Raw genomic sequence first — 15,612 nt, forward strand, 5'->3', positions numbered from 1 at the left:
CACAGGCACCGCTCGGCGATCACCGCGAGCGCCCGTGATCTTCCGCAGAACCGTACGAGGAGCGTTGATGACCGACACCCCGGGCTGGGCGCCGCCCGGCTCGCCCGAGCCACCCCGTGAGGCCGCCGGGCCGTCGGCAACCCCCTCGAACCCCGCTCCGGAGCCGGGCGCCCCGCAGACCGGCCCGCAGACCGGCCCACAGGCTGGCCCGCAGACCGCCCCGAAGGACACAGTGCCCCCGGGGTGGAGCGCCCCCGGCCCGTACGGCGGCGGCTACGGCACCCCGCCCGGCCCGCAGCCCGGCCCGCAGCCCGGCTGGGGCGCCCAGCAGGCCCCGGGCGGCCACCACCCCGGCTGGGGCGCACCGGGCGGCTACCAGCAGGGCTGGGGTGCGCCCCCGAGCCCCAAGCCCGGCGTCATCCCGCTGCGCCCGCTCGCTTTCGGCGAGATCCTGGACGGCGCCGTCTCCACGGTGCGCCGCCACTGGCGCACCGCCCTCGGCCTCTCCTTCGGCGTCGCCGCCGTGGAGCAGACCATCTCCGCGATCGCCCGCTGGTGGGCGTACGAGAGCCCGCACTCCGCCGGCCCGATCATCGCCGTGTTCGCCGGATACCCGGTGAACTTCGTCCTGGGCCTCATCGCGACCGGCCTGCTCACCATGGTGGTCAGCAAGGCCGTCCTGGGCCGCTCGACCACCCTGGGCGAGGTGTGGCGGGACGCCAGGCCACAGCTGCTGAAGCTGGCCGGCGTCACCTTCCTCACCGGCCTGATCATCGCCGGCGTCTTCCTGGTGGCCGCCATCCCGCTGATAGCCGTGCTGGTGAGCGGCAGCCCCGCACCGGGGGTGATCGGGCTCGCCTTCCTGCCGATCCTGGCGGCCGTTCCGGTCGCGCTCTGGCTCAGCATCCTGCTCTACCTCTCCGCGCCCGCGCTGATGCTGGAGAAGCAGGGCGTGCTGACCGCGCTCACCCGGTCCCGACGACTCGTCAAGGGCTCCTGGTGGCGGGTCTTCGGCATCGTCCTGCTCAGCCAGATCGTGATCGGCATCGTCGGTACGGTGATCGCGATGCCGTTCGTCGTCATCGGCATGTTCCTGAGCCCCGACGACCCCACCTCGCCCGGCAACCCGTTCGGTGCGCTGGCCGGCGCACCGCCCGGGATGCTGGCCAGCCTCGCCGTCGGCGGCACCCTCGTCGCCACCGTCACCATCCCGGTGCTGTCCGCCGTCAACGTCCTGCTCTACGTCGACCAGCGGATCCGCCGCGAGGCCCTGGACATCGAGCTGGCCCGCGCCGCCGGTCTGCCGGAGTTCGACCGCACCGGCTGGTCCGGTCCGGCCGGCCCGCAGGGCCCGACCGCCCAGGGCGGACCGCAGAGGATCTGACGAAGATGGCCTTCTGGGGGGAAGGGGTGCTGCTCGCGAGCGGCGCCCCGGTCACCGTCCCGCGCGACCCGGCCCGTGACGACGCCCGCCGGGAACTCCTCAACCCCGTCTACCACCAGCACGACCCGAGCCTGCTGCAGCAGCTGATGACCTGGGTCCAGGACCAGCTCGGCCACCTCCTGGCCAAGGTCGGATCGATCGGCGGCAGCGGCGTCACCGGCCTGGTGTTCTTCCTGGTGGTGGCCGGGCTGATCGGCGCCGCTCTGTGGTGGCGCCTGGGCACCCCCGGCCGCCGGGCCCAGAGCGCCGCGACCCTGTTCGCCGCCGACGGGCCGCGCACCGCCGCCCAGCACCGCGACGCCGCCGCAGCACACGCCGCCGCGGCCGAGTGGTCCGCCGCCGTCCGGGAGCAGATGCGCGCCCTGGTCCGCGCCCTGGAGGAGCGCACCGTACTCGACGTACGCCCCGGGCGCACCGCCGACGAGGCCGCCGCCGAAGCGGGCCGCGCGCTGCCCGCCCACGCCGTCGCGCTCGCCGACGCCGCCCACACCTTCGACGACATCGCGTACGGGGACAGGACCGCCGACCAGGCCGCCTACCGGTCCCTGCTCGACCTCGACCTGGCCCTGCGGCGGACCACGCCCGTCCTCACCCCGACCGCCGCCCCGGCGGCCGCCCCGACCGGCCGAGGCACCGCATGACACTCACCACCGACCGCCCCGAGCCCGCCACCAGCGTCTCCCCGACCCGGCGCCAACTCTGGCTCCGCTCACGCTGGTTCCTCCTCTTCGCGGTCCTGCTGCTGCTCGTCGGCCTGCTGATCGCCGGCCTCGGCGGCCCGGGCCAGTACCCGCCGCTCGACCCGCGCTCCCCCGACCGGGACGGCGCCCGCGCCGTCGTCCACCTGCTGGAGCAGCACGGCCTGGCGACCCGCACGGTGGACACCGAGGACACCCTGGCCGCCGCACTCGCCGAATCCGACAGCACCGTGGTCCTCCCCGAACCCGACCTGCTGTCCCCCACCCAGCTGCGCCGGCTGGCCCAGATCCGCCGTGGCAGCGACAGCCGCCTGGTGCTGATCTCCCCCGAGAGCCCCGCGCTCGACGCCTTCGCCCCCGGCATCACCGTGGCCACCACCCCGGGCGGCATCCCGAAGAGCGCCGGCTCGACCGGCGTCCCCGCCGACTGCCGGCTCCCCGAGGCCGTACTGGCCGGCCACGCCGAACTCGGCGGCCTGCTCTACCTGCCCGGAGCCGGCGACACCGGCTGCTATCCCAGGTTCGGCGGCTACCCGCTGGTCCGGCACACCGACCCCGACTCCCGTGAACTCGTCGTCCTCGGCTCCGGACGCCTGCTGAGCAACGAACGGCTCGCCAAGGACGGCAACGCCGCCCTCGGCCTGAGCCTGCTCGGCTCGCACCGCCAACTCGTCTGGTACCTCCCCGACTACGCCGCCGCGGCCTCCGGCGCACCCGCCCAGCCCCAGCGCACGCTCACCGACTACGTCCCCGAAGGCTGGTACTGGGCCGGACTCCAACTCGTCCTCGCCGCACTGCTCGCCGCCTTCTGGCGCGGCCGCCGCCTCGGACCCGTGGTGACCGAGAACCTCCCCTCGGTGGTCCGCGCCACCGAGACCACCGAGGGCCGGGCCCGCCTCTACCAGCGCGCCAAGGCCCGCGGCCGCGCCGCCGACGCACTGCGCCAGGCCGCCCGGCACCGGCTCGCCCCGCTCCTCGGCGTACCGCTCACCGCGGGCGAACCCGACCCCGCCACGCTCTGCGCCGCCGTGGCCGACCGCTCCGACCGGCCCGCCGCCGAGGTCCACGAGCTGCTGTACGGCGCCCCGCCCACCGACGACGCCGCCCTGGTGCGGTTCACCGACGACCTCGACGCCCTGGAAAGGCAGGTACGACAGCCGTGACCGAACAGGTCTCCACGACCCCGGCAGCCCCGACCGACCGCCCCGACGACCCGCGCGCGGCGCTCACCGCCCTGCGCGCCGAGATCGCCAAGGCCGTGGTCGGCCAGGACGCCGCCGTCACCGGCCTGGTCGTCGCCCTGCTCTGCGGCGGCCATGTACTGCTCGAAGGCGTCCCCGGCGTGGCCAAGACCCTGCTGGTCCGCACCCTCTCCACGGCCCTGAGCCTGGAGACCAAGCGGATCCAGTTCACCCCCGACCTGATGCCGGGCGACGTCACCGGCTCGCTGGTCTACGACGCCCGCACCGCCGAGTTCTCCTTCCAGCCCGGCCCGGTCTTCACCAACCTGCTGCTCGCGGACGAGATCAACCGCACCCCGCCCAAGACCCAGTCCTCGCTGCTGGAGGCCATGGAGGAGCGGCAGGTCACCGTCGACGGCGAAGCGCGCCCGCTGCCCGTCCCGTTCCTGGTCGCCGCCACCCAGAACCCGGTCGAGTACGAGGGCACCTACCCCCTCCCCGAGGCCCAGCTGGACCGCTTCCTGCTCAAGCTGATCCTCCCGCTGCCCGACCGCGACCAGGAGTTCCAGGTCCTCAGCAGGCACGCGGCCGGCTTCGACCCGCGCGACCTCACCGCCGCCGGCGTCCGCCCGGTCGCCGGCCCCGCCGACCTCGCCGCCGCCCGGGACCGGATCGCCAAGCTGACCGTCTCGCCCGAGGTGCTCGCCTACATCGTGGACATCTGCCGGGCCACCCGGCAGTCCCCCTCGCTCTCCATCGGCGTCTCCCCGCGCGGCGCCACCGCCCTGCTGAACACCTCCCGCGCCTGGGCCTGGCTGGCCGGCCGCGACTACGTCACCCCCGACGACGTCAAGGCCCTCGCCCTGCCCACGCTGCGGCACCGGATCCAGCTGCGCGCCGAGGCCGAGATGGAGGGCGTCACCGCCGACTCCGTCATCCAGGCCGTCCTCGCCCAGACCCCGGCCCCGCGCTGACGCCCACCGTCGAATCTCCGCACCACCAAGGGAGTACACCCCATGGCCCTGACCGGCCGCACCGCCCTGCTGGCCGCACTCGGCGCGCTCGTCGTGGGCCTGCTGCTGCCCTCCTGGGCGGGAATCGGCACGGTCACCCTGCCCGTACTCCTCGGCGTCCTCGTCGACCTGGCGCTCGCCGCTCCGGTCCGCACCCTGCGCTTCGACCGGAGCGGCGACACCACCGTCCGGCTCGGCGAGAGCGCCGCCGTCGAACTCACCGTCACCAACCCGTCGTCGCGGCCGCTGCGGGCCCAGCTCCGCGACGCCTGGCCGCCGACCGCCTGGCACCCCGGCACCGCCGTCAAGGGCTCCCGGCACGCCCTCACCGTCCCCGCCGGGGAACGCCGCCGCCTCACCACCCGGCTCGCCCCGACCCGCCGCGGCGACCACCACGCCCACCGGGTGACCGTACGCTCCCTCGGACCGCTCGGCCTCGCCGGTCGCCAAGGCTCCCACCACGTACCCTGGACGCTCCGCGCCCTGCCGCCCTTCACCAGCCGCAAGCACCTGCCCTCCCGGCTCGCGCGGCTGCGCGAACTCGACGGCCGCACCTCGGTGCTGGCACGCGGTCAGGGCACCGAGTTCGACTCGCTCCGCGAGTACCTGCCCGGTGACGACGTACGCTCCATCGACTGGCGGGCCAGCGCCCGCCGCAACACCGTAGCCGTCCGCACCTGGCGGCCCGAGCGCGACCGGCACATCCTGATCGTCCTCGACACCGGCCGCACCTCGGCCGGACGCGTCGGCGACGCCCCCCGCCTGGACGCCGCACTGGACGCCGCACTACTGCTCACCGCCCTCGCCACCCGGGCTGGCGACCGGGTCGACCTGCTCGCCCACGACCTGCGCCGACGCGGCAGCGTCGTCGGCCGCTCCCCGAACGAGATCCTGCCCGCGTTCACCAACGCCATGGCCGGCCTGGAACCCGCACTGCTCGAAACCGACATGCGCGCGCTCACCTCCAACGCGCTGCGCCTCGCCCCGCACCGATCGCTGATCGTGCTGTTCACCGGCCTGGACGCCCGCCCGATCGAGGAGGGGCTGCTTCCCCATCTTCCGTTGCTGACCCGGCGTCACGAGGTCCTGGTGGCCTCGGTTGCCGACCCCCGCCTGGAAGAGCTGGCCACCGCCCGCGGCACCGTCCAGGACGTCTACGGCGCCGCCGCCGCCGAGCAGACCCGCACCGATCGCCGCCGCACCGCGGAGCGCCTGACCCGGCAGGGTGTGACCGTCCTGGACGCGCCGCCCTCCGCCCTGCCGCCGGCCCTCGCCGACGCCTACCTGGCGCTCAAGGCCGCCGGGCGGCTCTGACCGCGGCGCCCCGACCGCCCTCCGGCTTCACTCCCGCCGACTCCTCTGCTACGCCCCCGACTTCATCTCGTCCGCCAGGTACTCCGAGGCCAGCAGCGACCACATCTCCAGATCCCGCCGACCGTCGTGGAACCGGAACACCTGCCGCAACAGCCCCTCACGGGTCATCCCCAACCGCCGCGCCACCGCGATGCTCCGCAGATTCGCCGGCTCGGTACGCCACTCGACCCTGGCCATCCCCCGCTCCACGAAGGCCCACTCGACCATCCGCCGCACCGCCGCGGTCACCAGCCCGCGCCCCTCCGCCTCCGGCGCCAGCCAGGCCCCCACCTCGCAGACCCCGGTCCGCGCCCTGAAGGTCTGGAACACCACCCCGCCCACCAACTCCCCGTCCAGCCAGATCCCGTAGATCCGGCCCTCGTCCCGGGCCTGCTCCTCAGCGCAGTACTTCAACCAGCGCCGCGCGCCGTCCACATCGGTGATGCTCGTGGCCCACGGGATCCAGGGCGCCAGATGCTCGCGCGCCCGCGTTATGAACACGAAGAACTCCGCCGCCCGCCATGGTTCCAGGGCACGGAGCTCCGCACCGGGCGCGAGGGGGTAACTGAGCATCACCGACTCCAAGTTCAGGACTTCGCCAGGTCCCCGGAAGCGCCCTGGCAGGGCCGTGCGGCCAGTTCCGCACGACCCTGACGTCACAGCCGCCGCCTAGGGTGGGCCCATGATCACCGCTATCGGCAGTACCTGGGAAGTCCTGGAGAGCAGAGGTTACGAGACCTCCTGGATCACCATCGGCGACCGCACCCTCAAGGCCCACGGCCGCGTGGTGGGCACCGTCCCCCAGCCCTACTGGATCACCTACGAGCTGACGACCGGAGACGCCTTCGTCACCGAACGCCTCCGGGTGACCGTCGAGTCCCCATCAGCCGAGCCCCGTGAGCTCGACCTCCGGCAGGACAACGGCCACTGGACCGCCAACGGCCGCCACCTGCCCGAGCTGGACGGTGCCCTGGACTGCGACCTCGGCCTCTCCCCGCTCACCAACGCGATGCCCGTCCTGCGCCACCGGCTGCACCAGGTTCCCGGCGAACAGGAATTCCTGATGGCCTGGGTCTCCGTCCCCGACCTGACCGTACGGCCGTCCCGGCAGACCTACACCCACCTCGCGCCGGCTCGCGTCCGCTACTCCGCCGGCGACTTCCGCAGCGACCTGACCTTCGACCGGGACGGCGTGGTCCTGGAGTACCCGGGCCTCGCCCGCCGGCTTCCCTGAGAAACAGAAAAGCCGTGGCTCCCAGTGAAATCACTGGGAGCCACGGCTCTGAATAATTGTTCGGCGGCGTCCTACTCTCCCACAGGGTCCCCCCTGCAGTACCATCGGCGCTGTAAGGCTTAGCTTCCGGGTTCGGAATGTAACCGGGCGTTTCCCTCACGCTATGACCACCGAAACACTATGAAACTATCAACCGCACCAACCCACACAGGGTCGGGGTCGTTGTTTCAGAACAACACAGTGGACGCGAGCAACTGAGGACAAGCCCTCGGCCTATTAGTACCGGTCAACTCCACCCCTCACGAGGCTTCCATATCCGGCCTATCAACCCAGTCGTCTACTGGGAGCCTTACCCTCTCAAGGAGGTGGGAGTGCTCATCTCGAAGCAGGCTTCCCGCTTAGATGCTTTCAGCGGTTATCCCTCCCGAACGTAGCCAACCAGCCATGCCCTTGGCAGAACAACTGGCACACCAGAGGTTCGTCCGTCCCGGTCCTCTCGTACTAGGGACAGCCCTTCTCAACACTCCTACGCGCACAGCGGATAGGGACCGAACTGTCTCACGACGTTCTAAACCCAGCTCGCGTACCGCTTTAATGGGCGAACAGCCCAACCCTTGGGACCTACTCCAGCCCCAGGATGCGACGAGCCGACATCGAGGTGCCAAACCATCCCGTCGATATGGACTCTTGGGGAAGATCAGCCTGTTATCCCCGGGGTACCTTTTATCCGTTGAGCGACGGCGCTTCCACAAGCCACCGCCGGATCACTAGTCCCTACTTTCGTACCTGCTCGACCCGTCAGTCTCACAGTCAAGCTCCCTTGTGCACTTACACTCAACACCTGATTGCCAACCAGGCTGAGGGAACCTTTGGGCGCCTCCGTTACCCTTTAGGAGGCAACCGCCCCAGTTAAACTACCCACCAGACACTGTCCCTGATCCGGATCACGGACCCAGGTTAGACATCCAGCACGACCAGAGTGGTATTTCAACGGCGACTCCACCATGACTGGCGTCACAGCTTCAAAGTCTCCCACCTATCCTACACAAGCCGAACCGAACACCAATATCAAGCTATAGTAAAGGTCCCGGGGTCTTTCCGTCCTGCTGCGCGAAACGAGCATCTTTACTCGTAATGCAATTTCACCGGGCCTATGGTTGAGACAGTCGAGAAGTCGTTACGCCATTCGTGCAGGTCGGAACTTACCCGACAAGGAATTTCGCTACCTTAGGATGGTTATAGTTACCACCGCCGTTTACTGGCGCTTAAGTTCTCAGCTTCGCCCGACCGAAATCGGACTAACCGGTCCCCTTAACGTTCCAGCACCGGGCAGGCGTCAGTCCGTATACATCGCCTTACGGCTTCGCACGGACCTGTGTTTTTAGTAAACAGTCGCTTCTCGCTGGTCTCTGCGGCCACCCCCAGCTCAGAGTGCAAGACTCATCACCAGGAATGGCCCCCCTTCTCCCGAAGTTACGGGGGCATTTTGCCGAGTTCCTTAACCATAGTTCACCCGAACGCCTCGGTATTCTCTACCTGACCACCTGAGTCGGTTTGGGGTACGGGCCGCCATGAAACTCGCTAGAGGCTTTTCTCGACAGCATAGGATCATCCACTTCACCACAATCGGCTCGGCATCAGGTCTCAGACTATTGCAGGGCGGATTTGCCTACCCTACGTCCTACACCCTTACCCCGGGACAACCACCGCCCGGGCTGGACTACCTTCCTGCGTCACCCCATCGCTCACCTACTACCACCTCGGGTCACCGGCTCCACCACTCCCCATTGTCCGAAGACTCCGGGACGGCTTCACGGGCTTAGCATCAGAGGGTTCAGCGTTGGCGCTTCAAAGCGGGTACGGGAATATCAACCCGTTGTCCATCGACTACGCCTGTCGGCCTCGCCTTAGGTCCCGACTTACCCTGGGCAGATCAGCTTGACCCAGGAACCCTTGGTCAATCGGCGCAAGAGTTTCCCACTCTTGTATCGCTACTCATGCCTGCATTCTCACTCGTATACCGTCCACGACTCGATTCCTCGGCCGCTTCACCCGGCACACGACGCTCCCCTACCCATCACAGCCCCCGTTAGGAGTATTGCTGCAATGACACGACTTCGGTGATGTGCTTGAGCCCCGCTACATTGTCGGCGCGGAATCACTTGACCAGTGAGCTATTACGCACTCTTTCAAGGGTGGCTGCTTCTAAGCCAACCTCCTGGTTGTCTCTGCGACTCCACATCCTTTCCCACTTAGCACACGCTTAGGGACCTTAGTCGGTGTTCTGGGCTGTTTCCCTCTCGACCATGGAGCTTATCCCCCACAGTCTCACTGCCGCGCTCTCACTTACCGGCATTCGGAGTTTGGCTAAGGTCAGTAACCCGGTAAGGCCCATCGCCTATCCAGTGCTCTACCTCCGGCAAGAAACACGCGACGCTGCACCTAAATGCATTTCGGGGAGAACCAGCTATCACGGAGTTTGATTGGCCTTTCACCCCTAACCACAGGTCATCCCCCAGGTTTTCAACCCTGGTGGGTTCGGTCCTCCACGTGGTCTTACCCACGCTTCAACCTGCCCATGGCTAGATCACTCCGCTTCGGGTCTTGGGCATGCAACTCAAACGCCCTATTCGGACTCGCTTTCGCTACGGCTACCCCACACGGGTTAACCTCGCTACACACCGCAAACTCGCAGGCTCATTCTTCAAAAGGCACGCAGTCACGGCCACCGAAGTGACGACGCTCCCACGGCTTGTAGGCACACGGTTTCAGGTACTATTTCACTCCGCTCCCGCGGTACTTTTCACCATTCCCTCACGGTACTATCCGCTATCGGTCACCAGGGAATATTTAGGCTTAGCGGGTGGTCCCGCCAGATTCACACGGGATTTCTCGGGCCCCGTGCTACTTGGGTATTCTTCAAGCGAGCCGTACAGATTTCGTCTACGGGGGTCTTACCCTCTACGCCGGACCTTTCGCATGTCCTTCGACTACCCATACGGTTTCTGACTCGCCGACCGGCCGGCAGACCGATCAAGAAAAAACCCACGACCCCTCAAGCGCAACCCCTGCCGGGTCTCACACGCTCAAGGTTTAGCCTCATCCGGTTTCGCTCGCCACTACTCCCGGAATCACGGTTGTTTTCTCTTCCTGCGGGTACTGAGATGTTTCACTTCCCCGCGTTCCCTCCACACTGCCTATGTGTTCAGCAGCGGGTGACAGCCCATGACGACTGCCGGGTTTCCCCATTCGGAAACCCCCGGATCAAAGCCTGGTTGACGACTCCCCGGGGACTATCGCGGCCTCCCACGTCCTTCATCGGTTCCTGGTGCCAAGGCATCCACCGTGCGCCCTTAAAAACTTGGCCACAGATGCTCGCGTCCACTGTGCAGTTCTCAAACAACGACCAGTCACCCACACTCCGAAACCCCACAGGGCTCCATCACATGAGACCGGCATCCTCGAGGTAACAGCCATACAGCCGTTCCCTCAGGACCCAACAACGTGCCCGACACAGTCCAGTCACACACCACGTTCCACGCCCCAAAGGGCAGTACTAGCGGAAGCTTCCGAACCGTGCCGAATAGTCAACGTTCCACCCATGAGCAACCGTGCGAGACATGCGCTCGCAGTCGGCTATGTGCTCCTTAGAAAGGAGGTGATCCAGCCGCACCTTCCGGTACGGCTACCTTGTTACGACTTCGTCCCAATCGCTGGTCCCACCTTCGACGGCTCCTCCCCTTACGGGTTAGGCCACCGGCTTCGGGTGTTACCGACTTTCGTGACGTGACGGGCGGTGTGTACAAGGCCCGGGAACGTATTCACCGCAGCATGCTGATCTGCGATTACTAGCAACTCCAACTTCATGGGGTCGAGTTGCAGACCCCAATCCGAACTGAGGCCGGCTTTTTGGGATTCGCTCCGCCTCACGGCATCGCAGCCCTTTGTACCGACCATTGTAGCACGTGTGCAGCCCAAGACATAAGGGGCATGATGATTTGACGTCATCCCCACCTTCCTCCGAGTTGACCCCGGCAGTCTCCTGTGAGTCCCCATCACCCCGAAAGGCATGCTGGCAACACAGAACAAGGGTTGCGCTCGTTGCGGGACTTAACCCAACATCTCACGACACGAGCTGACGACAACCATGCACCACCTGTACACCGACCACAAGGGGGCTGACATCTCTGCCAGTTTCCGGTGTATGTCAAGCCTTGGTAAGGTTCTTCGCGTTGCGTCGAATTAAGCCACATGCTCCGCTGCTTGTGCGGGCCCCCGTCAATTCCTTTGAGTTTTAGCCTTGCGGCCGTACTCCCCAGGCGGGGAACTTAATGCGTTAGCTGCGGCACCGACGACGTGGAATGTCGCCAACACCTAGTTCCCAACGTTTACGGCGTGGACTACCAGGGTATCTAATCCTGTTCGCTCCCCACGCTTTCGCTCCTCAGCGTCAGTAATGGCCCAGAGATCCGCCTTCGCCACCGGTGTTCCTCCTGATATCTGCGCATTTCACCGCTACACCAGGAATTCCGATCTCCCCTACCACACTCTAGCCTGCCCGTATCGAATGCAGACCCGGGGTTAAGCCCCGGGCTTTCACATCCGACGCGACAGGCCGCCTACGAGCTCTTTACGCCCAATAATTCCGGACAACGCTCGCACCCTACGTATTACCGCGGCTGCTGGCACGTAGTTAGCCGGTGCTTCTTCTGCAGGTACCGTCACTTTCGCTTCTTCCCTGCTGAAAGAGGTTTACAACCCGAAGGCCGTCATCCCTCACGCGGCGTCGCTGCATCAGGCTTTCGCCCATTGTGCAATATTCCCCACTGCTGCCTCCCGTAGGAGTCTGGGCCGTGTCTCAGTCCCAGTGTGGCCGGTCGCCCTCTCAGGCCGGCTACCCGTCGTCGCCTTGGTAGGCCATTACCCCACCAACAAGCTGATAGGCCGCGGGATCATCCTGCACCGCCGGAGCTTTCCACCAACCCCCATGCAGAGGAAGGTCATATCCGGTATTAGACCTCGTTTCCAAGGCTTGTCCCAGAGTGCAGGGCAGATTTCCCACGTGTTACTCACCCGTTCGCCACTGATCCACCCCGAAGGGCTTCACCGTTCGACTTGCATGTGTTAAGCACGCCGCCAGCGTTCGTCCTGAGCCAGGATCAAACTCTCCGTGAATGATTACCCGTGATCGGGTGAACACTCGCGTTGAGCGGCACGGCAACCACCGGAATGAGGTGATCCCGCGCACTGCGTCCTCGCTGTGTATTACAAAAGGAATCTCCAACAAGACCGGATGGTCTCGCCGGGGATGTCAACATATCTGGCGTTGACTTTTGGCACGCTGTTGAGTTCTCAAGGAACGGACGCTTCCTTCGAGCCGCCTTCCAGCGAGCCCTCCGGGCGCTTCGTTCTTTCGTGTTTCCAGTTTATCAGATGTTTTCCGCTCCGTTTTCCGGAGTTTCGCTTCTCTGAATTCCCACTGGGGGGATTTCCTTCAACTTCGCGGTGAAGCCTATCAAAGGTTTCGGACTGCTCAGTCTCGGGGTTTTTGCCTGGCCGGGCGCTCCGTCCGTGGACGTTGCACTGCCTCGACTTGGCTGTGTCGTAGACACTAGCGCTTGAGGGGAGCCTTGTCCAGCCCCTGTCTCAACCGTTCAAACCTACTAGCCCGTCAAGACCTCGTCAATGGCTTACCGGGATGATCACGAGACTACCAGGTCACCCGGGTGACCAGCGCATCTCCGCTCAGGCGGCGACCGGTTGCCGGTCCGCCCGGTCGGCCTCCTCCACGTCGCCGAGCTCGCCGAGGGCGGCGCTGCGGCGGCCCAGTACGAGCGCGTAGCCGAGGAAGAGCACCTCGACCAGTACACCGATGCCGATCCGGGCCCAGGTCGGAAGGCCGGACGGCGTCACGAAGGCTTCCAGGATGCCGCTGGTGAACAGGACGGCCGCCAGGCCGAGGGCCATACCGACGGTGGCGCGGCCCTCCTCGGCGAGCGCGGTGGAACGGGGGCGCGGGCCGGGGTCGATCACGGTCCAGCCGAGGCGCAGGCCCATGCCGGCGGCGATGAAGACGGCGGTCAGTTCGAGCAGTCCGTGCGGGAGCAGCAGGCCCAGGAAGAAGTCCAGGCGGCCGGCGGAGGCCATCAGGCCGAGGCCCACGCCGAGGTTCATGACGTTCTGGAGGAGCACCCACAGCACCGGGATGCCCAGGGCGACCCCGAAGACCAGGCAGGTGGCGGCGATCCAGGCGTTGTTGGTCCACACCTGGAAGGCGAACGAGCTCGCGGGGCGGTCGGAGTAGTAGGTCTCGTACTGGCCGCCGGGCCTGGTCATGTCGCGGATCTGCTCGGGGGCACCCAGGCTGTCCCGTACCTCGGGATGCGCGGCGATCCACCAGCCGATGAGGGCGGAGAGCAGCAGGGAGATCACGGCGACCGGCAGCCACCAGCGCCGTGACCGGTACAGGGCCGCCGGGAAGCTCACGGTGAAGTAGCGGCCGGCGTCCCGCCAGGACGAGTTCCGGCTGCCGGTCACCGCGCTGCGGCCGCGCGCGACCAGGGTGGTGAGCCGGCCCTCCAGCGTCGGATCGGGTGCCGCGGCCTGGACCTGGGCGAGGTGGCTGGTGGCTCGCTGGTAGAGGGTGACGAGCTCGTCCACCTCCTCACCGCTGAGTCTGCGCTGCTTGCCGAGGACCTCCAGACGGTGCCACTCCGCCTGGTGGGAAGCGACGAAGACGTCCAGGTCCATGCGGCTCACTCCAGGGCAGAGGCAGTGTCAGGAAACGGCAGGGGCAGCAGGAAACGGCCGAGCGGGCATGCGTCCGCCGGGGCTAGCTTGCCAGAGGGCGTGCGCGCGTAGGCATCGGATACCCGCCGGGTACGGGTCCGGGGCTACCGGTGCCCAACGGGTCACCGTATGTTTGCGGCTGGAGATCACGGGGCCGCCGGTCGACGGTGTACGCGGGGGGCGCGCGGGTGCCCGGACGGACCGGGGATCAGAGCGGGTCAGGGTCGAGGAAGAAACGGGCGGGGTGCGGTGGACAACCTTGTGACGGGCGAGGCGGTCGTCCTCGGGCTGCGGGCGGCGAAACTGCCGAGCCGGGCGCTGGCGATCGCCCTGGACCTGCTCGTGGAGGTGGTCGCGCTCACCGTCACCCTGATCGCGGTGACCGCGCTGACACCTCATCTCGACGCGGCGGCGGGGGCCGCGATCTCGCTCGGGCTGCTGGTGTTCTTCCTGGTCGGGCTGCCGATCCTGGTCGAGACGCTGTCGCGCGGGCGGTCGCTGGGCAAGCTCGTCCTGGGCCTGCGGGTGGTGCGCAGCGACGGCGGGCCGGTGCGGTTCCGGCACTCGCTGGTGCGCGGGCTGGTCGGGTTCTTCGAGATCATCTTCTTCACCGGCGTCCCGGCGGTGATCGCCTCGCTGGTGGATGCGCAGGGCCGGCGGCTCGGCGACATCTTCTCGGGCAGTCTGGTGGTCCGCGAGCGGGTGCCCGGCGCGGGCCGGGGGCGGGAGGCACTGCCCGCGCTGCCGCCGCAGCTGTTGCAGTCGATGGGCGGCGAACTGGTCTCGCTGGACCTCTCGGCGGTTCCGGACGGCCTGTGGCTGGGCGTCCGGCAGTACCTCGCGCGGCTGGGCGAACTCGATCCGGCGGTGGCGCTGGGCATGGCGCAGCGGCTGGCCGGGGACCTGGCCTCGTACACCGGGCGCCCGGCACCGCACGGGGTGCATCCGGCGGCCTACCTGGGGGCGGTACTGGCGGAGCGGCAGCGGCGCGAGTGGGCGCGGGCCGTCGGCACCTCCGGGGTCGGGGCGCAGCCGCAGGCGCCGTACCAGCCCTACCGGCCTCCGCAGCCCCAGCCCGCGGCACCCGTGCAGCCCCAGCCCCAGCCCCAGCAGGCTCCACAGCCGTCGGCCCCGCAGCCCGCGCCCCGGCCGACGCAGGAGCCCCAACCCCCTTACCCGGCAGGCGGTTTCGCACCGCCCTCCTGAGCTACTCGGCCGTCCTGGGCCGGGCGGCCCGGGCGGCCCAGGGCTCAGCCCGAGTAGCCGGCGGTGGGCCAGGGGTTCGGCGGGGACTCCAGTTCCTCCAGCTCGATCCCGGCCGCCGAGAGCACGACGTCCCCGGCGAGGTGCACGATCTGCTGTTCGCCGGTCGCCAGGTCGGCGATCTGGTACTGCTCCACCGACAGCGGCCCGCTGTCGGTCTGATGGGTCTCGACGGAGTCCAGCCGCCAGCCCTGGTCCAGGGTGCGCGGGGCGAGCACGGGCTCGGTGAAGGCCACCAGCCGCACCCGCGCACTCGCGCCGGGGTCGAGGCGGAGCAGCCGGGCGGTGGCGATCAGGAAGGCCGGGGAGCTACCGGTGAAGGCATGCGCCCGGTCGTGGCCCTCCATAGCCTGTTCGCCCGCCGGGTCGGCGGCGTCCGCCCGTACCCAGGTGACGCCGTCCACCGCTCCCCCGCGCACCTGCCAGCCGCCGGCCCGCAGTTCGAGGCGGAGCGGGCGGCTGCGGGAGTCGAGGGTGAGGTCGGTGGTGCCGGTGACCGCGCCGTCGGGGCCGTACGTCTTGGACACGTAGCGCCAGCCGGCCGGGCCGGGGGCGCAGCTGAAGCGTTCCTCGCCCAGCAGGACGTGGTCGTGTGTGTCGTGCAGCGAGTAGCGGCCGTTGGGCATGGTCCGAAGCC

10 protein-coding genes and 3 rRNA genes are annotated in these 15,612 nt (G+C 68.0%); 7 read left to right on the forward strand and 6 right to left on the reverse strand.

Annotated elements, in window-relative coordinates; translation table 11 throughout:
* Positions 1-67 precede the first annotated feature (67 nt).
* The 5 genes from ACSMTC_RS14040 to ACSMTC_RS14060 are packed head-to-tail and all read left to right on the forward strand — an operon-like array spanning position 68 to position 5,650.
* On the forward strand, positions 68-1,384 hold the full coding sequence (locus ACSMTC_RS14040) for a DUF7847 domain-containing protein (RefSeq protein WP_436560024.1): 1,317 nt from the start codon (positions 68-70) through the stop codon (positions 1,382-1,384).
* A gap of 5 nt (positions 1,385-1,389) precedes the next feature.
* Positions 1,390-2,085 carry a DUF4129 domain-containing protein gene (locus ACSMTC_RS14045; protein ID WP_436560025.1) on the forward strand — a complete coding sequence of 232 codons (696 nt, stop codon included), beginning with the start codon at positions 1,390-1,392 and terminating at the stop codon, positions 2,083-2,085.
* Complete coding sequence (locus tag ACSMTC_RS14050; RefSeq protein WP_436560026.1) at positions 2,082-3,305, forward strand: DUF4350 domain-containing protein; 1,224 nt, start codon at positions 2,082-2,084, stop codon at positions 3,303-3,305. The genes ACSMTC_RS14045 and ACSMTC_RS14050 overlap by 4 nt, the downstream gene beginning before the upstream one ends.
* Positions 3,302-4,297, forward strand: coding sequence for an AAA family ATPase (locus ACSMTC_RS14055; RefSeq protein WP_436560027.1), 996 nt, complete (start codon positions 3,302-3,304; stop codon positions 4,295-4,297). Before ACSMTC_RS14050 ends, ACSMTC_RS14055 begins: the two co-directional genes overlap by 4 nt.
* A 42-nt stretch (positions 4,298-4,339) precedes the next feature.
* Positions 4,340-5,650 carry a DUF58 domain-containing protein gene (locus tag ACSMTC_RS14060; RefSeq protein WP_436560028.1) on the forward strand — a complete coding sequence of 437 codons (1,311 nt, stop codon included), beginning with the start codon at positions 4,340-4,342 and terminating at the stop codon, positions 5,648-5,650.
* Positions 5,651-5,698: 48 nt separating this feature from the next.
* Here ACSMTC_RS14060 and ACSMTC_RS14065 read toward each other — a convergent pair whose 3' ends face one another.
* Positions 5,699-6,262, reverse strand: a complete 564-nt coding sequence (locus ACSMTC_RS14065) for a GNAT family N-acetyltransferase (RefSeq protein WP_436560029.1) — start codon at positions 6,260-6,262, stop codon at positions 5,699-5,701.
* Positions 6,263-6,371: 109 nt separating this feature from the next.
* Between ACSMTC_RS14065 and ACSMTC_RS14070 the strand changes: the two genes are divergently transcribed.
* A complete protein-coding gene (locus ACSMTC_RS14070) occupies positions 6,372-6,923 on the forward strand; it encodes a putative glycolipid-binding domain-containing protein (protein WP_436560030.1) in 552 nt (183 codons plus the stop codon).
* A gap of 58 nt (positions 6,924-6,981) precedes the next feature.
* On the opposite strand, the gene rrf is transcribed toward ACSMTC_RS14070, so the two are convergent.
* From rrf to ACSMTC_RS14090, 4 genes are all read right to left on the reverse strand, one after another.
* Positions 6,982-7,098, reverse strand: a 5S ribosomal RNA gene (rrf, locus tag ACSMTC_RS14075).
* Between the two features lie 81 nt (positions 7,099-7,179).
* A 23S ribosomal RNA gene (locus ACSMTC_RS14080) occupies positions 7,180-10,290 on the reverse strand.
* A gap of 284 nt (positions 10,291-10,574) precedes the next feature.
* Positions 10,575-12,098, reverse strand: a 16S ribosomal RNA gene (locus ACSMTC_RS14085).
* Together the 16S, 23S and 5S rRNA genes form the textbook arrangement of a ribosomal RNA operon.
* 570 nt (positions 12,099-12,668) lie before the next feature.
* Positions 12,669-13,673, reverse strand: a complete 1,005-nt coding sequence (locus ACSMTC_RS14090; protein WP_436560031.1) for a stage II sporulation protein M — start codon at positions 13,671-13,673, stop codon at positions 12,669-12,671.
* Positions 13,674-13,961: 288 nt separating this feature from the next.
* On the opposite strand from ACSMTC_RS14090, the gene ACSMTC_RS14095 reads away from it, so the two are divergent.
* Positions 13,962-14,918: an RDD family protein gene (locus tag ACSMTC_RS14095; RefSeq protein WP_436560032.1), complete on the forward strand. Its 957-nt coding sequence runs from the start codon at positions 13,962-13,964 to the stop codon at positions 14,916-14,918.
* A 44-nt stretch (positions 14,919-14,962) separates the two neighbouring features.
* Here the strand turns inward: ACSMTC_RS14095 and ACSMTC_RS14100 are convergent, their stop codons facing one another.
* Positions 14,963-15,601, reverse strand: coding sequence for an SDR family oxidoreductase (locus ACSMTC_RS14100; protein ID WP_436560033.1), 639 nt, complete (start codon positions 15,599-15,601; stop codon positions 14,963-14,965).
* Positions 15,602-15,612: the final 11 nt, after the last annotated feature.

The sequence above is a fragment of the Kitasatospora sp. HPM-01-4 genome (assembly GCF_051374625.1).
In the GTDB taxonomy this organism is placed as follows: Bacteria; Actinomycetota; Actinomycetes; order Streptomycetales; family Streptomycetaceae; genus Kitasatospora.